General features: G+C 64.1%; 21 protein-coding genes. 9 read left to right on the top strand and 12 right to left on the bottom strand.

Annotation, left to right across the window (positions count from 1 at the left end; genetic code table 11):
* Positions 1-33: 33 nt before the first annotated feature.
* Complete coding sequence (locus tag X741_RS159250) at positions 34-807, bottom strand: response regulator transcription factor (RefSeq protein ID WP_198023938.1); 774 nt, start codon at positions 805-807, stop codon at positions 34-36.
* Positions 808-852: 45 nt separating this feature from the next.
* Here X741_RS159250 and X741_RS159255 point away from each other — a divergent pair, with 45 nt between their 5' ends.
* The gene (locus X741_RS159255) at positions 853-1,554 is read left to right on the top strand and encodes a response regulator transcription factor (protein WP_023763781.1); all 702 of its coding nucleotides are present in this window, start codon (positions 853-855) and stop codon (positions 1,552-1,554) included.
* 68 nt (positions 1,555-1,622) lie between these two features.
* Here X741_RS159255 and X741_RS1000000168020 read toward each other — a convergent pair whose 3' ends face one another.
* Positions 1,623-1,790: a hypothetical protein gene (locus tag X741_RS1000000168020; RefSeq protein ID WP_023763782.1), complete on the bottom strand. Its 168-nt coding sequence runs from the start codon at positions 1,788-1,790 to the stop codon at positions 1,623-1,625.
* 306 nt (positions 1,791-2,096) lie between these two features.
* On the opposite strand from X741_RS1000000168020, the gene X741_RS1000000169600 reads away from it, so the two are divergent.
* A complete protein-coding gene (locus X741_RS1000000169600; RefSeq protein ID WP_156937852.1) occupies positions 2,097-2,240 on the top strand; it encodes a hypothetical protein in 144 nt (47 codons plus the stop codon).
* Between the two features lie 273 nt (positions 2,241-2,513).
* Positions 2,514-2,969 carry a L,D-transpeptidase gene (locus X741_RS159260; protein WP_023776851.1) on the top strand — a complete coding sequence of 152 codons (456 nt, stop codon included), beginning with the start codon at positions 2,514-2,516 and terminating at the stop codon, positions 2,967-2,969.
* A gap of 182 nt (positions 2,970-3,151) precedes the next feature.
* Here the strand turns inward: X741_RS159260 and X741_RS159265 are convergent, their stop codons facing one another.
* Both X741_RS159265 and X741_RS159270 read right to left on the bottom strand, forming a co-directional pair.
* Entirely contained in the window at positions 3,152-6,235 is a 3,084-nt protein-coding gene (locus X741_RS159265) for an efflux RND transporter permease subunit (protein ID WP_023763785.1), read from the bottom strand.
* Positions 6,232-7,611, bottom strand: a complete 1,380-nt coding sequence (locus X741_RS159270) for an efflux RND transporter periplasmic adaptor subunit (RefSeq protein ID WP_023776850.1) — start codon at positions 7,609-7,611, stop codon at positions 6,232-6,234. The genes X741_RS159265 and X741_RS159270 overlap by 4 nt, the downstream gene beginning before the upstream one ends.
* A 145-nt stretch (positions 7,612-7,756) precedes the next feature.
* Between X741_RS159270 and X741_RS159275 the strand changes: the two genes are divergently transcribed.
* Entirely contained in the window at positions 7,757-8,290 is a 534-nt protein-coding gene (locus X741_RS159275) for a TetR/AcrR family transcriptional regulator (protein WP_023776849.1), read from the top strand.
* Positions 8,291-8,335: 45 nt separating this feature from the next.
* Here X741_RS159275 and X741_RS159280 read toward each other — a convergent pair whose 3' ends face one another.
* The 6 genes from X741_RS159280 to X741_RS159305 all read right to left on the bottom strand — a co-directional run bounded on the left by X741_RS159280 (position 8,336) and on the right by X741_RS159305 (position 14,413).
* Positions 8,336-9,421: an ABC transporter ATP-binding protein gene (locus X741_RS159280; RefSeq protein ID WP_023776848.1), complete on the bottom strand. Its 1,086-nt coding sequence runs from the start codon at positions 9,419-9,421 to the stop codon at positions 8,336-8,338.
* Complete coding sequence (locus tag X741_RS159285) at positions 9,408-10,346, bottom strand: PfkB family carbohydrate kinase (RefSeq protein ID WP_023776847.1); 939 nt, start codon at positions 10,344-10,346, stop codon at positions 9,408-9,410. The genes X741_RS159280 and X741_RS159285 overlap by 14 nt, the downstream gene beginning before the upstream one ends.
* A complete protein-coding gene (locus tag X741_RS159290) occupies positions 10,346-11,362 on the bottom strand; it encodes an SIS domain-containing protein (RefSeq protein WP_023776846.1) in 1,017 nt (338 codons plus the stop codon). Before X741_RS159290 ends, X741_RS159285 begins: the two co-directional genes overlap by 1 nt.
* Complete coding sequence (locus tag X741_RS159295) at positions 11,362-12,210, bottom strand: carbohydrate ABC transporter permease (RefSeq protein ID WP_023776845.1); 849 nt, start codon at positions 12,208-12,210, stop codon at positions 11,362-11,364. The genes X741_RS159290 and X741_RS159295 overlap by 1 nt, the downstream gene beginning before the upstream one ends.
* Positions 12,210-13,094: a sugar ABC transporter permease gene (locus X741_RS159300; protein ID WP_023776844.1), complete on the bottom strand. Its 885-nt coding sequence runs from the start codon at positions 13,092-13,094 to the stop codon at positions 12,210-12,212. The genes X741_RS159295 and X741_RS159300 overlap by 1 nt, the downstream gene beginning before the upstream one ends.
* A gap of 80 nt (positions 13,095-13,174) precedes the next feature.
* A complete protein-coding gene (locus X741_RS159305; RefSeq protein WP_023763793.1) occupies positions 13,175-14,413 on the bottom strand; it encodes an extracellular solute-binding protein in 1,239 nt (412 codons plus the stop codon).
* Positions 14,414-14,632: 219 nt separating this feature from the next.
* On the opposite strand from X741_RS159305, the gene X741_RS159310 reads away from it, so the two are divergent.
* The gene (locus X741_RS159310) at positions 14,633-15,847 is read left to right on the top strand and encodes an ROK family transcriptional regulator (protein WP_023776843.1); all 1,215 of its coding nucleotides are present in this window, start codon (positions 14,633-14,635) and stop codon (positions 15,845-15,847) included.
* A 93-nt stretch (positions 15,848-15,940) separates the two neighbouring features.
* The gene (locus tag X741_RS159315) at positions 15,941-17,542 is read left to right on the top strand and encodes an inorganic phosphate transporter (RefSeq protein ID WP_023776842.1); all 1,602 of its coding nucleotides are present in this window, start codon (positions 15,941-15,943) and stop codon (positions 17,540-17,542) included.
* A gap of 291 nt (positions 17,543-17,833) precedes the next feature.
* Here X741_RS159315 and X741_RS159320 read toward each other — a convergent pair whose 3' ends face one another.
* Both X741_RS159320 and X741_RS159325 read right to left on the bottom strand, forming a co-directional pair.
* Entirely contained in the window at positions 17,834-18,994 is a 1,161-nt protein-coding gene (locus tag X741_RS159320) for a patatin-like phospholipase family protein (RefSeq protein ID WP_023776841.1), read from the bottom strand.
* Positions 18,987-19,769 (bottom strand): acetoacetate decarboxylase, encoded by a 783-nt coding sequence (locus X741_RS159325; protein ID WP_023763796.1) that lies wholly within the window; start codon positions 19,767-19,769, stop codon positions 18,987-18,989. Before X741_RS159325 ends, X741_RS159320 begins: the two co-directional genes overlap by 8 nt.
* A gap of 262 nt (positions 19,770-20,031) precedes the next feature.
* On the opposite strand from X741_RS159325, the gene X741_RS159330 reads away from it, so the two are divergent.
* The 3 genes from X741_RS159330 to X741_RS159340 all read left to right on the top strand — a co-directional run bounded on the left by X741_RS159330 (position 20,032) and on the right by X741_RS159340 (position 23,263).
* Positions 20,032-20,820, top strand: coding sequence for a 3-hydroxybutyrate dehydrogenase (locus X741_RS159330; RefSeq protein WP_023776840.1), 789 nt, complete (start codon positions 20,032-20,034; stop codon positions 20,818-20,820).
* A gap of 70 nt (positions 20,821-20,890) precedes the next feature.
* The gene (locus X741_RS159335; protein WP_023776839.1) at positions 20,891-21,655 is read left to right on the top strand and encodes a phosphodiesterase; all 765 of its coding nucleotides are present in this window, start codon (positions 20,891-20,893) and stop codon (positions 21,653-21,655) included.
* A 279-nt stretch (positions 21,656-21,934) separates the two neighbouring features.
* Complete coding sequence (locus X741_RS159340; protein WP_023776838.1) at positions 21,935-23,263, top strand: NAD(P)H-dependent oxidoreductase; 1,329 nt, start codon at positions 21,935-21,937, stop codon at positions 23,261-23,263.
* Position 23,264 lies beyond the last annotated feature (1 nt).

Raw genomic sequence — 23,264 nt, 5'->3', positions numbered from 1 at the left:
ACGGCTGAGAACCTGAAACTGTAGGCCTGGCTTTCAGTTGCCGTCGCCGGTCGGCAGCGAGAAGATATAGCCTTCGCCGCGCACCGTCCGCAGGAATTTCGGGTTGGCAGGGTCGGTCTCGATCTTCTTGCGCAGGCGCATGATGCGAATGTCGACCGCGCGCGATGATTCCGGATCCTCGGTGAAGCCGATCGCCTCGGAAATCGCGGCGCGGGTCAGCAGCCGGTTGGCACGCGTCAGGAAAACCTCGAGCACGTCGAATTCGCTCTTTGCCATGTCGATCACCGCGCCGTTGACGCCGGTCACCAACCTGCCGTCGAGATCGGCCTGGAAGGGGCCGAAGGCAACGGAGCGGCGATCCGTCCTGGCTTTCCTGTCCAGCAGTTCCGACGGCTGCGGAACACGGCGCAGCACGCTGCGCACCCGCGCCAGCACTTCGCGCAGCTCGTATGGCTTGACGATATAGTCGTCGGCGCCGAGCTCCAGCCCGACGATACGGTCGAGCGCGGTGCCGGCGGCGGTCGCATAGATGATGCCTATCGGCATTCTCGAGCGCAGCCAGCGGCCGAGCGACAGTCCGTCCTCGCCCGGCATGGCGATGTCGAGGATGGCCAGATGGAAGGGCTGCGTCTCGATCAGAATGCGGGCCGCGGCGGCGGTTTCCGCAGTCGCAACGTCATAGCCGGCGGCGTCGAGATACTCGGCGACCGCGTCCCTCAGGTCGGGCTCGTCCTCGACGATGACAATTCTTGCCCGCACGATGCTCTCGCTCCCACTTTCAGTGGAAAGTAGATTGGGTATAAACATGATGTCCAGCACTCATATCGGGTTGCCAGGGAACGGTTGGAGAATATGGCCCCACGAGCCGTCATTGCGCTTGTTTCCGTCGCCGACGTGATTGCGACGGAACTTGCCGATCATCTCGAGCGGCGTGGCCATGACGTGCGTCAGGCGCGGCAGCCCTGGGAAGCCGAATCGTTGCTGTCGGGGAAGGGCGTCGATGTCGTGGTCGTCGGCGACAGCCTCAGCCAGGCGGATGGCCGGGATCTGCTGCGGCGTTACGGCGGTCAGGGGAATGGCGGCGAGGACGGACCGGATTTCATCCTGATCTGCCGGCCGGCCGACCTCGTCGACAAGGTGCTGGCGCTCGAGCTTGGCGCTGCCGATGTCGTCGAGAGCCCGCTCAATGTCAGGGAACTCGCCGCCCGTGTCGGCGGCCTGCTTTCGCGACGCGGCAGGGGCAACCAGGAACTGATCGTGCTGGAGAACGCGACCGTCGACTTGAGGTCGGCGATGGTCATGCATCGCTCCGGCACCGAAGAGCAGCTGTCGCCCGGCCAGGTGGCGCTGCTCAGGCTGTTCCTGGCCAGTCCGCGCAAGGTGCTGACGCGCGACGACATCATCGCGGCGGCGCCGGCCGAAAACGCCGACGCCTTCGACCGTTCGATCGATTCGCGCATCGTGCGGCTGCGCCGCAAGCTCGACACCGAAACCATCACCACGATCCGTGGCGCCGGCTACCGGTTCGATCCGCCGCGTCAATTCGCCGACTGACTGCTGGGCACTCTCGGTGACGGTTTGGCCGAGCATCGGATTTTCCTACTCGCCAATGCTCCCGGAGTTCAGCGTACCACCAGCAGCGACGGACCCGATGGCATGTCTTTGCTCATGACGAGTTCGTTTGCCTGGGCGCGCTCCTTGAGGAGCACCGTGGCAAGGGCGGCAAAGCCAAGCAGGCCCTGCGCATAAAGCAGTGCGGAAAGCACCGAGGCCGCGAATTTCGTTTTCATCGTCCGACTCCCAGAATGTCAATTCTTCAAAAAATGAATGTTTCGCGGGTCGCCTCGGGAAACTCCCGAAGTGCCCGCGCCGCCCACGGAGCCCCCCGCAGCGGCGCGGGCCTTCGGTCCTCTCGGCAGCAAGTTGCCGGAGGGGCCGCGCAATGCCAGCAGCCGAAGGCCAACCCGCCAGAGGGCCTTCAATCGGGCGATGCGCACGCTGGTGGTAATCCAGACCGAGGCAGAAAACAGAGCGACGTGCAGGGTAGAGATCTCGCTCGAACTCATCGCCAGCCTTGTCACGGGGCGCCGGCAAGAATGCCGACACTACCTATGGCCGCTGCCGTGATGCTGATCCTGAAGAACCAGAACTGCGTGTTCGCTTTCGTTCCCGTGGCCGTTGCCGTCTGCTTTCGTTACGTCAACCTTGCCGGCCAGCTGTATCGGCTTCATGCCGCTTGAAGCCGCGCTTTGTTGCAGACTGGTTTCGGGAAATCGCCTCTATCCTTTCATTAAGGCAAGTTCGAACTTTCGTTTCGGGCTGAATACCTATGTGCGGTATTTGCACGCTCGTTCGGCGACAGCGATCGCGCCACCCCATGACTTGGGCCGTTAACCAGAGGAAACAGATTCGAAACACAAACGAGCATTTCGCGAAATCTCTCCGAAACATGCGGAGCCGATAAGCCCCCCATCGAATTGGGGCCGGCCAGACCGGCAGAGAGAGGGGACATCATGCGCACCACCATCACCGCGAAGCTCATCAACATCACCGCCGCCACGCTCACCGGCGCCGCGCTTCTGTTCGGCGCCAACGCCGCTCACGCCGCCAACAAGATCGTGGCGCGGGTCTCGCTTTCGCAGCAGGTCATGGAGATCTCGGTCGATGGCCGGCCGACTTTCGCCTGGAAGGTCTCCACCGGTGACAGGGCGCATGTGACTCCGACCGGCTCGTTCAAGCCGACCCGCATGCATGAGATGTGGTATTCGAAGAAATACGACAACGCGCCGATGCCGCACTCGGTCTTCTTCAGCGGCGGCTATGCGGTCCACGCCACCTATGCCATCAAGCGCCTCGGGCAGCCGGCCTCGCATGGCTGCGTGCGGCTACACCCGGACAATGCCGCCGATTTCTACCAGCTGGTCGAGACCTTCGGGGCCGCCAACACCAGCATCGTCATCGTCAAGTAGCAGGCTGAAGAAGCGGGCCGGTTTACCGCCGTGCCCGTGTTCAGGCTCCCGCCGGAAATGTCCGCGGTATCGAGCTCGCTCAAACCGGTGGTATCGAGCCCGCTCAAACCGGCGGTTTGAGCACAGCCAAAAAAAGAGGCCGGAGATTTTTCCGGCCTCTTTTTTGTTCTTCGGCTTTTCTATCAGTCCGGCAGGGCCGGCATCAGCTTCGGATCCGGCTTTTCCGCCAGATGCGGCAGGTCCTTGCTGGCGATGAAGGTGTAGAACATGGGCACCACGAAGAGCGTGAACATGGTACCGACCAGGATGCCGGTGAAGATGACGAGGCCCATCGAATAGCGGGCCGCGGCACCGGCACCGCTGGACGTGATCAGCGGCACGACGCCGAGCGCCATCGCCGCCGTCGTCATCAGGATCGGCCGCAGGCGCACCTTGGCCGAGGCGATGATGGCATCACGCCGTCGCATGCCGTGGAGTTCGCGCTGCTGATTGGCGAACTCGACCAGCAGGATGCCGTGCTTGGTGATTAGGCCGATCAGCGTGATCAGGCCGACTTGCGTGTAGATGTTGAGGGTGCCGAGGCCCAGATTGAGCGGCACGATGGCGCCGAAGATCGACAGCGGCACCGCCATCATGATGATCAACGGGTCGCGGAAGCTCTCAAACTGCGCCGCCAGCACCAGATAGATGACGATGACGGCAGCCCCGAAAGCGATCAGGATCGTGTTGCCCTGCTCCTTCTCCTGCCGGGACTGGCCGGAGTAGTCGATGAAGAAGGTGTCGGGCAGGCTCTCCCTGGCGATGTCCTCGAGCACTTTCAAACCATCGCCGGTGGTAACGCCGGGCAATGGCAGCGCGGAAATCGTCGATGAATTCAGCTGGTTGAACTGCTCGATCGCGGCCGGCGAGGCATTGTTCGAAATTTTCACGACAGCCGACAGCGGCACCATCTCGCCCGTCACGCTGCGCACGAAGTATTGCCCGAGTTTTTCGGGGTTGTCGCGGAATTCCTGCGGCACCTGCGGAATGATGTCGTAGCTGTTGGAGTCGCGGTCGAATTGCGCCACTTCGGCGCCGCCGACCAGCAGCGTCAGCGTCCGGCCGATATCGGCGATAGGCAGGTTGAGGGCCGCGGCGCGATCGCGGTCGATGGTGACCGTCACCTGCGGCGAATCATAAGACATCGAGTTCTGCACGACGATGAAGCGGCCCGAGGCCTGTGCCTTGTTCTTGATCTGCTCGGCTTGCTGGTACACTTCCGAGGAATCGCCGGTCGAGCGCACCACCATGGCGATCGGCAGGCCGCCGCCGGAGCCCGGCAGCGTCGGCGGGGCGAAGACGAAGGCCTGGACGCCCGCGACCTTGTTGATACGGGCCGTAATGTCGGCCTGCAGCTCCTTGGAATTGCGCTTGCGCTCGGCCCAATCCTTGAAGGCAAAGCCGACGAAAGCGCTGTTTGTCGTGCCACCGAAGGCCACGGCGGAGAACTGCGCCCGTGTTTCGGGAATGTCCCTCACCAGGCCGAGAATCTGGTTGACGTAGGTCTCGGTGTAATCGGATGTCGCATAGGCTGGCGCGGTCACGAGCGAGAGCAGAAAGCCCTGGTCTTCTTCCGGTGCCAGTTCGCTCGAGGTCTTGGTGAACATGAAGCCGGTCACGCCGACCAGGGCCAGCACGATGAGCAGCGTCAGCGGGCGATAGTTCAGCGACCCGGTGACGGCACGCTCGTAGACATGCTCGACCCGCGAGAAAACGCCGTCGACGATGCGCTGGAAACGGCCGGCGTTGCCGGGCTTCAAGAGACGCGCCGACATCATGGGGGTGATGGTGATGGCGATGACGCCCGACAGCACCACCGAGCCGGCGAGCGTCACCGCGAATTCGCGGAACAGCGCACCGGTCAAGCCACCGGTGAAGGCCAGCGGCGCGAACACCGCGGCCAGCGTCATGGTCATGGCGACGATAGCGGAGGCGATCTCGCGCATGCCGCTGAACGCCGCTTGCATGGGCGTCATGTGGTCTTCTTCCATGTGGCGGTGGATGTTTTCCACCACCACGATGGCGTCGTCCACGACAAGGCCGATTGCCAGCACCATGGCCAGCAGCGACAGAAGATTGATCGAATAGCCGACCGCGAACAGAAGGAAACAGACGCCGACCAGCGACAGCGGGATGGTGATGATCGGCATCATCACCGAACGGAAAGAGCCAAGGAACAGAAGGATGACGACGACGACGATGGCGACCGCCTCGGCGATGGTCTTGAACACCTCGTCGATCGAGGCGCTGATCTGCCCGGTGGCGTCGTAGACGACCTCGATCGTCATGCCTTTCGGCAGCGTTTCCTGGATCTGCGGCACAAGCTTGGTGAGCGCGGCCGCTGTGGTCAGCGGGTTGGCCGCCGGGGTCGGGAAGATGGCGAGGAAGGTGCCGGGCTTGCCGTTGAAGGAGACCCTGGTGTCGGTGTTCTCGGCGCCGAGTTCGACGCGGGCCACGTCGCGCAATCGCACCACATTGCCGTCGGTCGAGCGCAACGGCAGTTCGGCGAAGGCTTCCGGCGTCTGCAGCGTCGAACGCACCGTAATGGAGGAAACGACATATTCGTTCTGGGTGTTTCCGGGCGCAGACAGGAAGTTGGAGTTGTTGATCGCTGCCAGCACTTCCGCTGCCGTCACCCCGCGCGCGGCAAGCCGGACCGGGTCGATCCAAACGCGCATCGAATATTCCTGGGCGCCGAAGATCTGCACGTCGGCGACACCTTCGACCGTCGACATGCGGGGCCTGATGACGCGCTCGATATACTCGGTCAGTTGCTCCTTCGTCATGTTCGGATTCTGCATCGAGATGTACATCATCGCGAACTGCTGGCCGGTGCCCTTGACGATGACCGGGTCCTTGGACGCGTCCGGCAAGGTGCCACGCACGCCCTGGACCTTGGACAGCACTTCGGTCAGCGCCACGTCGGGGTTGGAACCGAGCTTCATCTGCACCGTCACGGTGCTGGACGACGGACGGCTGGACGAGGTGACGTAGTCGATGTTTTCGGTCGAGGCGACGGCGCGTGCGATCGGGGCGGAAATGAAGCCCTGGATCAGGTCGGCGCTGGCACCCGGATAGGCGGTCGTGATGGTGATCGCCGTTTCGTCAACCTTCGGATACTGCCGGATCGACAGGTTGAAGATGCCCTGGAACCCGAGCAGCAGGATCATGCAGGCAAGGACCGTCGAAAGGACGGGCCGGCGAATAAAGAGATCGGAAAAGCTCATTGCTGGCCGGCCTGCTTGTTCGCCGATTTGGTCGGGTCGATGGTGTTGTCGACGTTGACGGACATGCCGTTGAAGAGCCGGTTCTGGCCCGCGGTGACGACCTCGTCGCCTGCCTTCAGCCCTTCGACGATCTCGACCATGCCTTGGTTGCGGCGACCGGGCTTGACGAAGACCTGCGACAACACCAGCGCTGGCTTGTCGCCTTCCGCCGCCGGCTTGGCCGCATCGGTAGCGGGCTGGTCGGCAGGTTTAGCCGCATCGGCCGCGGGCTTGGCCGCTTCAGCGGCCGGCTTCATGGCATCGGTTGCCGGCTTCATCGCGTCCGCTGGCTTGGCATCCGCTGGCTTGGCATCCGCTGGCTTGGCATCCGCTGGCTTGGCATCCGCCGCCTTGTCGGTAGCCGCAGCGGGTTTTTCTTCCGGCTTGGCCGGCGCCGCCGCAGCCGGTTTGGCCGGTTGCACGACGAAGACGTAGTCGCCGTAGAGGCTGGTGGTCAGCGCCGTCTGTGGCAGTATCAGCACGTTCTGCTCCTCGGGCAGTTCGACACGCACCTGCACGAACTGGCCGGGGGTCAGCTTGCCGTCGGGGTTGGCGACCTCCGCCCGGATGTTCACCAGTCGGCTGGACGGGTCGATCTTGGGGTCGATGCCGCGAATGGCGCCGGCAAACGGCTTGTCGTCGCCACCAAGTCCCAAGCGAACCGTCTGGCCGATCTTGAGCAGCGGGAGCTCCTGTTCGGGAACCGTGAAGTCGGCCCGCATCGTGTCGAGATCCTGCAGTGTCACAACGGAAGTGCCGGGCGACAGATACTGGCCGAGGTCGATCTTCGGGATGCCGACCGTACCGGCGAAGGGAGCCGTCAGTTGCTTCTGCTCGAGCACGGCCTGGAGCCTGGTGACCTGGGACGCCGAAGCGGACGCCGCCGCCCGCGCGCTGTCCAGTGTCGAGTCGGAGCCGACGCCGCGTTTTGTCAGTTCGAGGGCGCGGTTCAGCGACACCTGATCGAGCGCGGCCTGCGCTTTCTGCGCGTCGAGATCGGCGCGCTCGACGGCGTCGTCGAGTTGCAGCAGCACCGCGTTGGCCGCGACTTTCTCGTTGGCATGAAAGGGGATTTCCTTGACGATGCCGGCGGTCTCGACCGTTAGGTCGACACCACGCACGGCTCGCACGGTGCCGATCGCCTCGACGCCGGGCGTCCAGCTCGATGGCTTGACGATGGTCGTCGACACGGTCGCCGCGGGCGGCTTCATGGTGGCGAAATACTGCTTGATGCCGTTGTCGCGCAGGAAGTTGAAGCCGACGATCCCGCCGACCACGATGACGAGCACGGCCAGGACCGCAATGATGATAATGATACGGAGTAAGCGCTTGAACAAGGAAGTCCCCTCAGTCGAAATCCGGCGCAAAGCGCGGACATCGGGACACATATCGACTGCAGGCCCCGATTTCAAATAGCGGCGGTCTTACTGTACCGTCTGGACGGTCTTGTCAATTGGGCCTAAGCTTGCCAAGGGAGGCGCCATGAGACCCCAACGACCGAATTCGCGCGAGAAGATTCTCGCCGCGGCGGCAGATGTTGCCCGGGAAACCGGGCCCGGCAGCCTCTCGCTGGAGGCCGTCGCCAGCCGCGCCGGCGTGTCGAAAGGCGGGCTGCTCTACAACTTTCCGACCAAGGCCAAATTGATGCAGGGGCTGGTCGAGGACTATCTGCGCGAATTCGAGCGGGCGTTGGAAGCCGCCAACGGCAATGGCGACGGAAAAAACCCCCTTGCCGTCTACATCACGCTGTCGGCCAATGACTGCGAGGAAAAGCAGCCCTCGGCCTCCTGGATCTTTTCGGCGATCGCCGAGGATCCCGATTTCATGACGCCGATCAAGACGTTCAAGCGCCAGCTTTTCGAACGGCTGAAGGGCGAAACATCAGACCTCAAATCGCTGCTGGTCTGCTATCTCGCCATCGAGGGGTTGCGCAGCATGAACCTCTTCGATTCCGATGTGCTGTCGAAAGACGAGCGGGAGCTGTTGGTCTCCTCCCTGCTGGAGATCGCCAAATAGTCGGGGCGGTGCGAGCCGACAGCGCTGCCCCGTGCGCGGCTTGTCTCAGGCCGTTGGCAGGGCCTTGCCTGTCGAAGGGTCGAATAGGCGAAGCGCAGCTTCGTCGAAGGTGAGGCTGTGGTTTTCGCCCTTGGCGACCCGGGCTCGCGGCGGCAGGCAAGCGGTTAGCCTTTGCGTGCCGATCCGTGCCGTCGTGACCAGTTCGGGGCCGGTCAATTCGACAACCTCGATCTCCACGGGCAATGACAGTTCCGTTGCTGCGTCGCTCGCCACGCGAAGCGCTTCGGGCCTGATACCGACGATCACCGGAGCGGCTTCGCGAGCCGCGTTCGCATAGCGCGCGGGCAGAGGCATCCGCACATCGGACTCGGCAACGGCGAGCTTGCCGCCGGTGACGATGGCCTGAAGCATGTTCATCGACGGCGCGCCGACAAAGCCCGCGACGTAGAGCGTTGCCGGCTCGTTGTAGATCTCTTCCGGCGTGCCGAGCTGTTCGATCCTGCCGTCGCGCATGACCGCGATGCGCGTCGCCAGCGTCATCGCCTCGATCTGGTCATGGGTGACGTAGACGACGGTGGTCTGCAGCATCTGGTGCAACCGCTTCAGCTCGGTGCGCATTTCCAGGCGCAGCTTGGCGTCGAGGTTGGACAGCGGCTCGTCGAACAGGAAGACCTGCGGCTTGCGCACCAGCGCCCTGCCGATGGCGACGCGCTGGCGCTGGCCGCCGGAAAGCTGGCTCGGCTTGCGGTCGAGCAACGTCTCGATCTGCAGGAGTTTCGCCGTCTCGTTCACGGCCGTCTCGCGCTCATCGGCCGCAACCCGGCGCATCTCGAGCCCGAAGCCGATGTTGCGGCGCACGGTCAGGTTCGGATAGAGCGCATAGGACTGGAAGACCATGGCAATGTCGCGGTTCTTGGGGTGAACGCCGAGGATCGAGCGGCCGCCGATCAGCACATCGCCGCTGGTCGCTTCGGCGAGCCCGGCGATGATGTTGAGCAGCGTCGACTTTCCGCAGCCGGACGAGCCGAGCAGCACCAGAAATTCGCCGCTCTGCAGCGCGATGTCGATGCCCTTCAACGTCTCGACGCTGCCATAGCTCTTGCGGATGCCGCGGATTTCAAGCGCGCTCATGCATGGGCTCCTCGAGATGCATCGGCCCGCCATAGTTGCGGGGCAGAGTGGAAATGGCGCGCGAAGCGACATGCGTCGCGGCGCGAAGGCAGGCGGACAGCGGCCGTTCCTGGGCGAGGGCCGCCAGGAAGGCGGCGTTGAAGACGTCGCCGGCGCCAATCGTGTCGACAACGCGGACATCGGGTGCCGTGGCTTCGACGAGGTTCCCGTCGGGACCGATGGCGATGGCGCCTTGCGGCCCGCGCTTGACGACGAAGGTCGCACCCTGCCGCATGCTGGAGCGGATTTCGCGCGCGGCTTCCACCGGGCTTGGGGTTGCCGCCAGCGTCACCGTCTCGACTTCGTTGAAAAGGGCTAGGTGGCAGCGCGAGAGCCATGCCCTTGTCGCGGCGCAGTTGGCTTCGGTCCAGCCGTCGATCGGCCAACCGGTGTCAAGCGCGACGGCAATGCCGTGGCCGTCCGCCCAGTCGAAAAACGCCTCGTAGTCACGCGTCAGGTCTTCGGTCAGGAAGGAGCCGCAGAGCAGCGCGTAGCCGCCGGAAAGCGCGTTGCCATCCAAAACGGACAGCACGTCGGCAAGGCTGAAGCGCGGCAGGTGGCCGCGCGTGGTGAAGAAGGTCCGTTCGCCATCCGGATGGGTCATGCCGACCGACAGCGTCGTGCCTTCGGGACGCACCGGCCATCTTTCGGCGCGGCTTGCGAAAGCCTCGCGAAGCCAGCGGCCGAACTGATCGTCGCCGACATTGGCGGCAATAGCGAAGTCGACGCCCAGCGCCTGCCACGCCAGTGCGCTGTTGCCGGCCTGGCCGCCGACGCGCAATTCGTCATGGTCGACCACGGTCTCGGTTCCCGCCTTCGGCCATGGCGCGACCGGGCCGACGATCAGGTCGACATTGACGTTGCCGATCACCGAAAGCGGTCGCATCACTCGCTCCTGGTGATCTTGGTGGTGCGGACAGGCGTGCCGGCATTGTCGACACGGGCATCGGCGAAAGCGATCATCAGGCGCTGGGCGACCGGCAGCATGGCAAAGATGGCGGCCATGCCGGAGGCCGGCTTGAACGGAAGCGTGACGGCACCTGCCACGGGTGGTTGCCCCGACGCGTCGAAGATGACGAGTGGCGCGCCGGCCTCGACCACGGAGGTGGCCATGGCGGTCACCAGTTCCGCCGTCGGGTCGTTGTCGCGGAACAGGATGACGCCGATCCGCGGGCCGAGCATCTCCATCGGCCCATGCCGCAACTGGCCGCCTTCGAGTGAAAAGCACGGCAACCGCGACAGTTCGGTGAGGCCGAGCGCCAGGGCCTCGGCGACGCCCTGCAGACGGCGACCGGAGGTGACGATGGTCGTCACCTTCTCCAGTGCCGCGAGCGCCTGCTTGATGTCCGTGTCGTGCGGCTGGTCGAGCGCGCCGAGCGCGGCATTCGGGTCGTCGCCGAGGGCTGCAAGGATGGCCAGGTGCAAGGCGAAGCTCACGGTCAGGCTGCGGGTCGCGGCAAAGGCCAATTCGGTGCCGCCGGCGCCCACCAGGCAAGGCACCGTGCGCGCCAGGAAGGAGGTGCTTTCCAGCGTCAGGCCGAAAACATCGACAGTACTGCCGGCCTCTGCAAACCACCTGACGACCTCAGCGCTCTCGCCCGATTGCGAGGTGACAAGCACCGTCCGTCCCGCCAGCGGCAGGGGCTGGCCGAGCTGTTCGGAAAGCGGCAGCGCCAGGGCATCTATGCCGAGCGCGCGATAGAGCGGCTCGACAGCGCGTCCAACCGCATGCGAACCACCCATGCCGAGCAGAAGCAGGCGTCCGGTCTTCCCGATCGCGGCGGCGACCTGTTGCGCCACCGCGGCGTTCTGTTCGAACGAAGTGCGCGCGTCGGCATGCTGTCGCGCCATTTCGCGGTCGATCGCGGCCAGTCCGGCCGGCCGGGTTTTTGTCGCAGTCATCATCGTCCTTTCACACCGCCGCTGGTCAGGCCCGAAATCAGCGCCCGCTGCATGACCAGGCCGATCAGCACCGGCGGCAGAGCGGCGAGTACGCCGGCGGTGGCGATCAGCCCATAATCGGAAACACGGCCGCCGGCCAAATCGGCGATGGCGACGGTCAGGGTCTTGGCGCGCTGGTCGGAGGTGAACAGCAGCGCATAGAAGAATTCATCCCAGGCGAGCAGCACGGCAAACAGCGCCGAGGTCGCCATCACCGGTGCGGCGAGCGGCAGCGTGATGATGCGCAGGGTCTGGAACAGGCCGGCGCCGTCGATCATCGCCGCCGCCTCGATTTCGCGCGGGATGGAGTCGAAGCCGGATTTCATCAGCCAGGTGGTGAAGGGCGCCAGTATGGTCAGGTAAACCAACGCCAGGCCGAAGACATTGTTGAGCAGGCCGAGATGCGACAGGCCCATATAGAGCGGCACGGCCAAAGCCACCGGCGGCAGCATGTAGGTGGCGATGACCATCGACAGCGACCAGCCGATCGTGGGCGTGCGCGAGACCGCCCAGCCGGCGGGGATGGCGAGGGCCAATGCCGCCAGCGTCGCCATGCCGGCGATCTCCAGGCTGTTGCGCAGCGACGAGGTGAAGGCGGCGCCAGCGCTGTTTTCAGCGGTCGACAGCAATTGCCGGTAGCGCGAGAAGTCGGCGGCCTGCGGCCACCAGCGCAGCGGCTTGGCGGCAAGGTCGGCGGCCGGCGATATGCTCATGATGAACAGCCAGGCGATGGGCGCCAGGATGATTGCGGCGAGCAGCAATGCGCAGGCGTGGATGAAGATGGTGAAGCCGAGGCTCTTGCGTTCCATCAGGCGGCACTCCCGGCGGTCTTTCGCACCAGCGTCGCATAGGCGACGGCGAGCACCGTCACGAGCAGCGTGACGATCAGCGCCAGCGACGCGCCGGAGCCGGCGCGCTGGAAGGAGAAGGCCTCCTGGTAGACGAGGATCGACAGCGTGCGCGTGCTGTTCGCCGGGCCGCCGCGGGTCATCACCCAGATAATGTCGAAGACCTTGAACGCCTCTATGGTGCGCAGCACCAGCGCCACCATCAGCGGGCCGGCGAGATAGGGCAGGATGACGAAGCGGAAGCGGTTGAAGGGTCCGGCGCCGTCGACCAGCGAGGCTGCGGTGATGTCGCGCGGCACCGCCTGCAGGGCGGCCAGCGCGATCAGCGCCACCAGCGGAAAATTCTTCCAGCAGTCGGCGACGATCAGGGCCGCCAGCGCCGTACCGGGTTCACCGAGCCAGGAGCGATAGGCGTCGATCAGATGGAGTTGTGTGAGAGCCGCGTTCAGCGCGCCATATTCAGGATTGTAGATCAGCCGCCACAGGGTGGCGTTGACCACCGTCGGCAGCGCCCAGGGCAGGATCATCAGGGCACGCAGGACGGCGCGGCCGTGGAACTCCTGATTGAGCAAAAGGGCCGTGAGAACGCCGATCACCATCTCGGCGGCAACCGAAATCACCGCGAACAGCGCCGTGGTGACCAGCGTGCGCGAGAAATTCGTGCTCGACAGCATCTTCGTGTAATTGTCGAAGCCGACGAAATCGCCACCCGTGCCGACCAGCTTGGCATCGGTGAAGGAAAGGCTGACCGTATCGACCAGCGGCCAGCCGATGACGGCGATCATGACCACGAGCAGCGGCAGCATCAGCAACCACGCACGGGTGGTCATCCAGGTGCCCGACATCAGAGCAGCCTCTCTTCATTCATGGTGATTTCAGACATAGCACGGGCGGCACTAGGCCGCCCGCAACCGGAGAAAGGTGCTCAGAGACCGCTGTTCTGCGCGGCGGTCTTCAGGGCGTCTTCCGGCGAGGACTGGCCGAGCAGCGATTCCTGGATCGCCTGCTGCAGCGCGGTCGACAGCTCCTGGTATTTCGGTGTGGTCGGACGCGGATACATCGCGGCCAGGCCGAGCTTGGCGGCGGCGATCAGCTCTTCCTGGCCCTTGGTGACGGCCGGGTCGTCATAGGATGAGGCCCAGATCGGCAGCGAGAGCTTGGCATACTGGTTCTGCGTCGCCTGCGAGGTCATGAACTCGATGTATTTCCAGGCCTCGTCCGGATGCTTCGAGACAGCGGTGACGCCAAGGCCCATCGAGCCATTGACGGCCGAAACCTCGCTGGTGCCGGCAACGCCCGGCGCCGGCACAACGCCGACCTTGCCGACGACCTTCGAATCCTTCGGATCGTTGGCCATGTTGTACATGTAGGTCCAGTTCAAGGCGAAAGCGGCATCGCCGTTTTCGAAAACCTTGCGCACGTCCTCCTCCAGGAACTCCTTGGAGTTCGGGTTGGTGAGGCCGGACTTGTAGCTGTCGACCATGTATCTCAGCGCCTCGAGGCCGCCGCCGTTCTGGAAGTCCGGCTTGCCGTCCTTGAGGAAGTCGCCGCCATAGGCGCTGACCAGCGTGGTGTAGTCGCAGATCGCGGCTTCGGCTTGCGACCAGCTCCAGGCGATCGGCGTCTTCAGCAGGCCTTTGTCCTTGATGATCTTTGCCTGTTCGCCAAGCTCTTCCCAGGTCTTCGGCGGCGTCTTGATGCCGGCTTTTTCTAGGATTTCCTTGTTGTAGAACAGGTATTTGGTGTCGAGGATCCAGGGCATGCCATAATATTTGCCGTCGTAGCGGACGGTGGTCCAGGCGCCGGGCAGCACGCCTTTCTTCATGTCGTCGGTGATCTTGGACGACACATCGACCAGCACCTTGTTGGTGGCGTATTCGGCTGGCCAGATGACGTCGAACAGCACGACGTCGTAGCCGCCGCCCGAGCCTTGGGCGAGCACGGTCTTGTCGTGCAGGCCTTCATAGGGGACGAATTCGAGATTGACCTTGAGGTCCGGATTGGCCTTGGTGAAGGCATCCGTCATGGCGCGCACATCGGCCTCGCTGTAGGCGGCCTGGGCCATGAAAAGCGCGTTGAGCGTGGTTTCGGCGAAAGCGTGCGGAACGAACAGTCCGCCAGCGAAGACCGCGCCGACCAGTGTTTTGGTGATTGTCTTAAGCATCTTCTTCTCCCATTTCCGGCGTTGACGGGCCGGCGGTGCGGATGTTTCGCATCGTCTTCCCGGATCGATGTCGCGTGACCTGATGATCACCCGGCTGCCCAGTGGCGACGGGCCGAGGCCCTGGCCATCTTGTTTTGCGGCATTCGGTTCGCATTAAGTCAACTCGCTTGACTTAATTAGTCGATCAATATTCTAATGGAGTCAAGAGGGGAAACGCCGATGGATGACATCAGCCCGATCCGCGCCAAAAGCGGCACCAATCAGGAAGGCACCAGCGCGCACAACCGCCGTGTGATGATCGAGGCATTGCGCCTCAATGGTGCCCTGTCGCGCGCCGACCTGGCGCGGGCGACGCAGCTCACCAAGCAGGCGGTTTCCAACATCATCGAAGATCTCGAAAGCGACGGCCTTGTCGTGGCGCTCGATGCGGTGCGCAAGGGCAGGGGGCAGCCCTCGACACCCTACAGGCTGGTTCCCGAAGGCGCCTTCGCCATCGGCCTGCAGATCGACCGCTACCTGACGCGGGCGGTCGCGGTCGATCTGATGGGCAGTGTGCTGGCGCGCGCCGAGGCGAACCTGCCGTTCGATGAGCCGTCGAAGGGCGTCGAGGTGATACTCGGCCTGATCAACGGCGTCCGGCGTGACCTGGCCGGGATTTCCTCGCAGTCGGAGAAACGGCTGGTCGGTCTCGGCGTGGCCATGCCCGGCCCTTTCGGACTGAAGGATTCGGACGACAAATGGATGATGCCGGCCTGGCAGAAGTTTCCGCTGCTGGAGACGCTGGCCAAAGGCACGGGGCTGAATGTAGGCCTGCAGAACGACGCCGCCGCTTGTGCGACGGCGGAGCGCATCGTCGGCGCGGCGCATGGCGTCGATCACGCGGTCTGCCTCTATGTCGGCTACGGCATCGGCACCGGACTGATCCTCAATGGCGAGCTCTACAGCGGCGGCCACGGCAATGCCGGCGAAATCGGCATGGCCTTGCTGTCGCCGGCCGGCCCCGGCTCGACACCGCTCGAACATCGCGCATCGCTGGCCTCGCTCTACCAGCATCTCGGCCTCAACCCGGCGGACAGCGATATCTACGAGCAGATGAACGCCCTGGTCCTGGCCGGGAATCCCGGGATGATGGCCTGGATCGACGGCGCGGCGCATGATCTGCGCTGGAGCGTGCATCTGATCGAGACGATCTTCGATCCGCAGACCGTCATCCTGACCAGCGGCGCGCCGGAAGCACTGGCCCGCCGGCTGGTCGAGGCGATGCATCCGCTGTTGCCATCAATCGCCGACCGGCCGGGCCGGACCTTGCCGCGCCTGCAGCTTGGCACCACCGACCCTTGGTCGATCGCGCTCGGCGCGGCGGCGGCGCCGATCAGCCGCGCCTTCGATCCGCTGTTCTCGGCAATCCTGAAGACAAGCTCCGGCCCGGCCTAGGAGCTTCAGGGGTCTACCCGGCGTCACACAGGGTTCATCGTCCGGACATAGCGTCTTTCCCAGTTCTTTGCTGCAATGCAATAGGAGTGGGACATGGTGGACATAGTTTCTAGTGAGGCGGGCATTCCGAGACCGGAGCATCCGCTGGATCATTCAGGTGGCGCGAAGTGGTTCCTGCCCGCCTTCGGTGTGCTGGTGCTGGTTGGCATCGTCTATGTCGCCTACGCGCTCAGCCAGGATCTGGCGGTGGCCAAGACCGTGCCGTGGATCCTGCTCGGCATTGCCTTGCTGATCGCGCTCGGCTTCGAATTCGTCAACGGCTTCCACGACACCGCCAATGCGGTGGCGACCGTCATCTACACGCGCTCCCTGCCGGCCGAATTCGCCGTCATGTGGTCGGGCGTCTTCAATTTCCTCGGGGTCCTCACCTCCAGCGGCGCGGTCGCCTTCGGCATCCTGTCGCTGCTGCCGGTCGAGCTGATCCTGCAGGTCGGTTCCTCCTCGGGCTTTGCCATGGTGTTCGCGCTGCTGGTCGCCGCCATCCTGTGGAACCTCGGCACCTGGTTCCTCGGCCTGCCGGCCTCGAGTTCGCACACCATGGTCGGCTCGATCATCGGCGTCGGCCTTGCCAACCAATTCATGGCGCCGGCCGGCAGCGCCACCAGCGGTGTCGACTGGTCGCAGGCGACCAACGTCGGCACCACCTTGCTGGTGTCGCCGATCGTCGGCTTCTTCGCCGCCGCCATCCTGCTCTATGCGATGAAGCTTCTGGTGCGCAATCCGGCGCTCTACGAGGCGCCGAAGGGCAATGCCCCGCCGCCCTGGTGGATCCGTGCTCTGCTGATCTTCACCTGCACCGGCGTCAGCTTCGCGCACGGCTCCAATGACGGCCAGAAGGGCATGGGCCTGATCATGCTGATCCTGATCGGTGTGGTGCCGACGGCCTATGCGCTGAACAGGACGCCCGACATCAACTACCTCGAAGCCTACAAGTCGGCCTCGGTCAATGTCGAGACGGCGCTCGGCAAATATGCAAAGCCCGGCATCACCGTCGCCGACGCCAAGGCCGCTGTCCAGGATGCCGTTCGCACCCGGACGTGGAGCGACCAGACCACCGTGGCGCTGCAGACCTATATCCACAACACGACCGCCGGGCTGCAGCCCTATGCCTCGGTCGACAACGTGCCGACCAATCTGGTGAGCAATGCCCGTAACGACATCTATCTGATCGGCGAGGCGCTCAAGCTGATCGACAAGAAAAAGCTGCTGCCGATGGAAGCGGCCGACCTCAAGGCGGTTACCGACTACCACAAGGCGGTCGACAACGCGACGAAGTTCATCCCGTTGTGGGTGAAGATCGCCGTCGCCCTGGCGCTTGGCCTCGGCACGATGGTCGGCTGGAAGCGCATCGTCGTCACCGTCGGCGAGAAGATCGGCAAGAGCCACCTGACCTACGGCCAGGGTGCGGCCGCCGAACTGGTGGCGATGGTGACCATCGGCATGGCCGACAGGCTCGGCCTGCCGGTTTCGACAACCCATGTGCTGTCGTCGGGCGTCGCCGGAACGATGGCCGCCAACGGCTCGGGCCTGCAGTGGTCGACGGTGCGCAACCTGCTGCTGGCCTGGGTGCTGACCCTGCCGTGCTCGATCGCGCTCGCCTTCGTGCTGTTCATCATCTTCCGCCAGGTGTTCTGAAGAGGCGTATGGAGCTTCCAAGCAAAGGCAGCGCCGGTCGCCGGCGCTGCCTTTGCTTGTTCATTCCGATGTGTCGGCGGGACAGCACCCCCCTCTGGCCTGCCGGCCATCTCCCCCGCAAGGAGGGAGATTAGCAGTTCATGCGCCCCGCCAGTTTTGAGAGCTATTGGAGATTGGCGAAGGCGCAGCCCTCATCGATCTCCCCCATGCGGGGGAGATGTCCGGCAGGACAGAGGGGGTGTGAAGGAACTCGACGGCGGGATTGTTGCGGGGTGCCGCCTCTGCCCGACTCTAAGTCGGATCCTCGCGGTGCAGGTCGTGGATGGCAACGCCATCGACATTGGTCGGCAGGGTCAGCCATTTGCGATGGCGCAAGGTGCGCTGGGTGTCCTCAAGGCCTGTCTCCCAATGCTCGCGCATCGAGGTGCCGGAGAACTCATAGTCCTTGGCGTGACCTTCATAGCCCTTGTGCTGGTAGATCAGGTGCACGATGTTGACGATGCCGGCGTCGGAATAGTCCGCGATCAGCACTTCCTCATCCGGCGTCAGCTGCTCCTTGGGCACCCGCTTCAGCGCGTCGAGCAGGCGCATCTTCAGGCCGTGGATGCGCTTGAAATTGTCGGTGTTCTGGCGCGTGCGGCTGGAATACATGATGTCCTTGTGACGCGACAGCACGTCGGGCATGCTGCGCGGCAGGACACCGCGGGCGCTGAACAGGTCGACCTGGAAGACGAGCGAAGAACGGTCCTCTTCCTGGTCGAGCAGATATTGCAGCGGCGTGTTGGAGACGATGCCGCCGTCCCAGTAATACTCGCCCTCGATGCGGATCGCTGGGAAAGCAGGCGGCAGCGCGCCGCTGGCCATGATGTGCTCCGGTCCGATGCGGACCTTGTCAGTGTCGAAATAGACGAAGTTGCCGGTGCGGACATTGACCGCGCCGACGCTCAGCCGCTTCTTGCCGTCGTTCAGCACGTCGAAGTCGATCAGGCTCTCCAGCGTGTCCTTCAACTCGGCGGTGTCGTAGAAGCTGGTGGCGCCCTCGGCGCCCTGCTGCTCGAACCAGGGATTAGGGCTGCGCGGCTTGAAAAAGCCGGGCTGGCCCATGGTCATCGTCATCCAAGAGGAGGTGCGGTTGCGGATATCGCGATAGATATCGCCCTCGGGCGTATAGGACCAGATCTTGCGGCCCGAGATCGTGTGCCAGAACTGCTCCAGACGCTGGAGACGGCGGCTTGACTCATTGCCGGCGATGATCGCCGCATTGATGGCGCCGATCGATACGCCGGACAGCCATGTCGGCTCGCAACCGGCGTCGGCCAGCGCCTGGTAGACCCCGGCCTGGTAGGCGCCGAGCGCGCCGCCTCCCTGAAACACCAGCGCGATACGGTCGTATTGCGCCGAGATTTCCTCGATGGTGGCGGTGGCCTCCTTCTTGCGGTAGCGTTTAAGCATGGGCTTTCTCCAACTGGTTGGCGGCGCACAGGCCGTGATCGCCGAGATAGTCGTGGACCACCTCGCCCAGTCCCAGCGTCAGGTCGGCTTTGAAATGAACGGCGGATACGATGTCGAGCACCGGCAGCTTCGCCACGTCGGCCATGACGTGTGGCCTGAGATCGAGCGCCGCCGGCGCAGTCCAGGCCTCCTTCAGCGTGATATCGGTGAGGTAGTAGCGCACCAGCTCGCAGATGCGCGGGCTTCCGTCGACATGCGGGATGATCTTGATCAGGAAATTGGGCGCGGCGAGCGCTGCGAGCACGGAATCGTGGTCGGCCTCGCGGTGCTTGTAGCCCATGGTGCCGGTGGCGCACAGAACGCTGCCATAGTGCAGCGTGCCGACGATCACCTCGCCCTCATGGACGATCTTGGGGTTGGCCAGCTTCTTCGGGAAACCCCACAGCTCGCGGCCGCCGGCGATCGGCGCGTCGTCGTCGAGATACATCGAATGGACGTAGCCGCCATGCTGGCCCTTGTAGCGCACGGGGATGACCTGGCCGGTCTCGGTATAGTCGCCGAAGCCGGTCGAGTCGGGCATGCGGATGAACTCGTACTTGACCAGCGGCTCGTCGATCTCCAGCGGCGCCGGCACGACCGCCTCGAGCGCTTCGCGCGTCGTGCGGTAGGTGATGATGATGTATTCGCGGTCGAAGAAACGGTAGGGGCCGGGCGGGAAGGACGGGTTGGTCAGCGGCATCGCATAGGCGCGCCTCACGACATCGGCGATTTCCAAGCTGCACCCCCAAGGTTTGTCAGACGAAGTTCTTTTCGGGCAATATTTTCGTCAGGAATGACCGCGCGAATGCGCAAGCGATTATGTTGCACGGCACCATGACAGGGCCGTGTCAGGCTCACGACCATGGTTCCGAACGGGGTGAGGGGCCGTGCCGACGCTGTCGTCTGGCTGTAATTGCACCGACACATGGCTCTGTCATTGTCATGTTGCGACGCACAATTATATCGTCATGTTCCCTCCTACTTCGCGCGAGATCACCATGGGTTCCCTGTCTTCGAAGAACGCCCTCGTCACCGGCTCGACCAGCGGTATCGGCCTGGCCATCGCCCGCGCCTTTGCCGCCGAAGGCGCCAACGTCACCATCAATGGCCTTGGCGATGCCGCCGCGATCGAGCAGGAACGCGCCGGCATCGAGAAGGATTTCGGCGTCAAGTGCCGTTACTCCGACGCCAACATGATGGATGGGGCTGCGGTGAGCGCCATGGTGCATGACGCCGAGGCGGCGTTCGGCAGTCTCGACATCCTGGTCAACAATGCCGGCATCCAGCATGTCGCCCCGATCGAGGACTTTCCCGACGACAAGTGGGAAGCCATCATCCGCATCAATCTTCTGGCCGCCTTCTATGCCATCAAGGCGGTGGTGCCCGGCATGAAGACGCGCAAATGGGGCCGCATCATCAACACGGCGTCGGCGCATGCGCTGGTCGCCTCGCCGTTCAAGTCAGCTTATGTCTCGGCCAAGCACGGCATTGCAGGCCTGACCAAGACGGTGGCGCTGGAAACCGCGCAGGACGGCATCACCGTCAACGCGATCGCGCCGGGCTATGTCTGGACGCCGCTGGTCGAAAAGCAGATCCCCGACACGATGAAGGCGCGCGGCATGACCGAGGAGCAGGTCAAGCACGACGTGCTGCTCGCCGCACAGCCGACGAAGGAATTCGTCACCGTCGAGGAGCTTGCGGCGCTGACGCTGTTCCTGTGCTCGGACGCGGCCAGGCAGATCACCGGCACGACCTTGCCGATGGACGGCGGTTGGACGGCGCAGTAGAGGGTAGCCAGCGCGCTCCGTTTGCCGGCTGATGCCCACGGCGTCGGCAGGCAAGCCTACGGTCAGGACCATGAAAGTCATCCAGCTCTCCGATCCGCATCTGATGGCACCTGGTGGTCGCCTTTACGGCAGCGATCCGCTGGCGCGGCTGGATGCCTGCCTTGCCGATATCGTCAAGAACCACGCCGACGCCGAACTCGTGGTGATTTCGGGCGATCTCACCAATGACGGCGAGCGCGCCGCCTATGCGGCGTTGAAGGAAAGACTGGCGGCATTCGCCCCGCCTTGCCGGCTGATGCTCGGCAATCATGACGACCGAGCGCTGTTTTTCGAGATGTTTCCGCAGGCGGCCGCCGAAGGGGGCTTCGTCCAGAGCGTTTTCGATGGCAGCCAAGGCCGCCTGATCCTGCTCGACACGCTGGACAGCGGACATGTCGAGGGCAGGCTATGTCAAGCGCGTCTCGACTGGCTGGACCAACGGCTGCAAGAGGCGCGAGACCGGTCGGTCCTCCTGTTCATGCATCACCCGCCGTTCCGGATACACATTCCGGTACTCGACGAGGCCAGGCTCGCCGGCGCCGATATCTTCCATGACGTCCTGTCGCGCCACGGCAATGTCCGCCACATCTTCGCCGGCCACGTTCACCGGCTGATCGCCGGCAGCTGGCGCGGCATCCCGGTCAGCACGCTGCGCAGCACCAACCACCAGACGGCGCTCGATTTTTCGGAAAGCTGGAGCCTGGGTCACGAACCGCCCGCCTATGCCGTGGTCTTCATCGATGTCGATGGGGTGGTCGTGCATTTCCACGATTTTCCCCTTGCCGGTGGCATCTGATCGATCCGTAGGGCTCTCCACACTGGAGACGGTCCGCTTTCATAGCGGTCGTTATGGCCATGGACCGGCCTGCTTGTTCCCGGCGTCAGGAGGCCCCGCCGCCGCGCCCGCCTGTCGATATGTGTCCGGCGTGCGGCCGCCATTGCCTGGGGTCGACGCGGCCTCCGCGAAGGCGCGTCAAAAAGCACCGGATTTGGACATTAGTCTTGACAGGAATACAGATGTTCAATACCCGTCAAGCACTTGAACATAGCCTGCACTACGGGAGGAATGAGCGGTATGGCTTCCAATGTTTCATTGACGGGCCTTGCCCGCGATCTCGAGGAACGCGGCAAGTCGGGCAAGCCCATTCGCATCGGCCTGATCGGCTCCGGCGAGATGGGAACCGATATCGTTACCCGCGTCGCGCATATGTCCGGCATCGAGATCGGCGCGATTTCCGAACTGAACCTGCCCGCCGCCAGCAAGGCGGTGGACATCGCCTTCCAGGAAACCGGTCACGCGCGCGAGGTGTCGAACGCGTCGGCGATGACGGCCGCCATGGAGGCCGGCAAGGTGGCGGTCACCAACGACGCCGACCTAGTCATCAACAATGACCTCATCGACGTCGTCATCGACGCCACCGGCGTTCCCGCCGTCGGCGCCGAGATTGGGCTGCGGGCCATGGAGCACGGCAAGCACCTGGTGATGATGAATGTCGAGGCCGACGTCACCATCGGCGCCTATCTGAAGAGCGAGGCCGACCGGCTTGGCGTCACCTATTCGCTTGGCGCCGGTGACGAGCCGTCCTCCTGCATGGAGCTGATCGAGTTCGTCTCGGCGATGGGCCATCCGATCGTCGCCGCCGGCAAGGGCAAGAACAACCCGCTCAACATCGACGCCACGCCGCCCGCCTATGAAGAAGAGGCCATGCGCCGGCACATGAATGTGCGTATGCTGGTCGAATTCGTCGACGGCTCCAAGACCATGGTCGAGATGGCGGCGATCGCCAATGCCACCGGGCTGGTGCCCGACAAGGCCGGCATGCATGGCCCGGCCGCGACGCTCGGCGAACTCTCGAAAGTGCTGGTGCCGCAGAAGGATGGCGGCGTGCTGTCCAGGGTCGGCGTCGTCGACTACTCGATCGGCAAGGGTGTCGCACCCGGCGTCTTCGTCGTCGCCGACATGTCGCATCCTCGCATTTCGGAGCGCATGGAAGATCTGAAGATGGGCAAGGGCCCGTACTTCACCTTCCACCGCCCCTATCACCTCACCTCGCTCGAAGTGCCGCTGACCTGCGCCCGCGTCGTGCTCTACGGCAAGGCCGATATGGTGCCGCTGGCCAAGCCCGTGGCGGAAGTCGCCGCCGTGGCCAAAAAGGACATGCAGCCGGGCGAAAAACTCGATGCGATCGGCGAATATTGCTACCGCGCCTGGATCATGACGGCGCCGGAAGCGCATGCCGCCAAGGCGATTCCCTGCGGCCTGCTGCAGGGCGGTTCGGTGACGGCGCCGATCAAGAAGGGCGAGCTCATCACCTATGCCAATGCGACCCCGGCTCCGGGCTCCAAGATCGCCGAACTGCGCGCCCGCCAGGACAAGCTCGTCTATGGAACCGTTGGAGCCTGAC

The organism is Mesorhizobium sp. LNHC221B00 (genome assembly GCF_000502935.1).
GTDB classification, from domain to species: domain Bacteria; phylum Pseudomonadota; class Alphaproteobacteria; order Rhizobiales; family Rhizobiaceae; genus Mesorhizobium; species Mesorhizobium opportunistum.
This window is presented reverse-complemented; position numbering and strand designations above follow the sequence as displayed.

Bases quoted from the DNA above. Each gene is read 5' to 3' on its own strand.
- X741_RS159250 (WP_198023938.1), bottom strand. From the start codon at position 807: ATGTTTATACCCAATCTACTTTCCACTGAAAGTGGGAGCGAGAGCATC.
- X741_RS159255 (WP_023763781.1), top strand. From the start codon at position 853: ATGGCCCCACGAGCCGTCATTGCGCTTGTTTCCGTCGCCGACGTGATT.
- X741_RS1000000168020 (WP_023763782.1), bottom strand. From the start codon at position 1,790: ATGAAAACGAAATTCGCGGCCTCGGTGCTTTCCGCACTGCTTTATGCG.
- X741_RS1000000169600 (WP_156937852.1), top strand. From the start codon at position 2,097: ATGCCGACACTACCTATGGCCGCTGCCGTGATGCTGATCCTGAAGAAC.
- X741_RS159260 (WP_023776851.1), top strand. From the start codon at position 2,514: ATGCGCACCACCATCACCGCGAAGCTCATCAACATCACCGCCGCCACG.
- X741_RS159265 (WP_023763785.1), bottom strand. From the start codon at position 6,235: ATGAGCTTTTCCGATCTCTTTATTCGCCGGCCCGTCCTTTCGACGGTC.
- X741_RS159275 (WP_023776849.1), top strand. From the start codon at position 7,757: ATGAGACCCCAACGACCGAATTCGCGCGAGAAGATTCTCGCCGCGGCG.
- X741_RS159280 (WP_023776848.1), bottom strand. From the start codon at position 9,421: ATGAGCGCGCTTGAAATCCGCGGCATCCGCAAGAGCTATGGCAGCGTC.
- X741_RS159285 (WP_023776847.1), bottom strand. From the start codon at position 10,346: ATGCGACCGCTTTCGGTGATCGGCAACGTCAATGTCGACCTGATCGTC.
- X741_RS159290 (WP_023776846.1), bottom strand. From the start codon at position 11,362: ATGACTGCGACAAAAACCCGGCCGGCCGGACTGGCCGCGATCGACCGC.
- X741_RS159295 (WP_023776845.1), bottom strand. From the start codon at position 12,210: ATGGAACGCAAGAGCCTCGGCTTCACCATCTTCATCCACGCCTGCGCA.
- X741_RS159300 (WP_023776844.1), bottom strand. From the start codon at position 13,094: ATGTCGGGCACCTGGATGACCACCCGTGCGTGGTTGCTGATGCTGCCG.
- X741_RS159305 (WP_023763793.1), bottom strand. From the start codon at position 14,413: ATGCTTAAGACAATCACCAAAACACTGGTCGGCGCGGTCTTCGCTGGC.
- X741_RS159310 (WP_023776843.1), top strand. From the start codon at position 14,633: ATGGATGACATCAGCCCGATCCGCGCCAAAAGCGGCACCAATCAGGAA.
- X741_RS159315 (WP_023776842.1), top strand. From the start codon at position 15,941: ATGGTGGACATAGTTTCTAGTGAGGCGGGCATTCCGAGACCGGAGCAT.
- X741_RS159320 (WP_023776841.1), bottom strand. From the start codon at position 18,994: ATGCTTAAACGCTACCGCAAGAAGGAGGCCACCGCCACCATCGAGGAA.
- X741_RS159330 (WP_023776840.1), top strand. From the start codon at position 20,032: ATGGGTTCCCTGTCTTCGAAGAACGCCCTCGTCACCGGCTCGACCAGC.
- X741_RS159335 (WP_023776839.1), top strand. From the start codon at position 20,891: ATGAAAGTCATCCAGCTCTCCGATCCGCATCTGATGGCACCTGGTGGT.
- X741_RS159340 (WP_023776838.1), top strand. From the start codon at position 21,935: ATGGCTTCCAATGTTTCATTGACGGGCCTTGCCCGCGATCTCGAGGAA.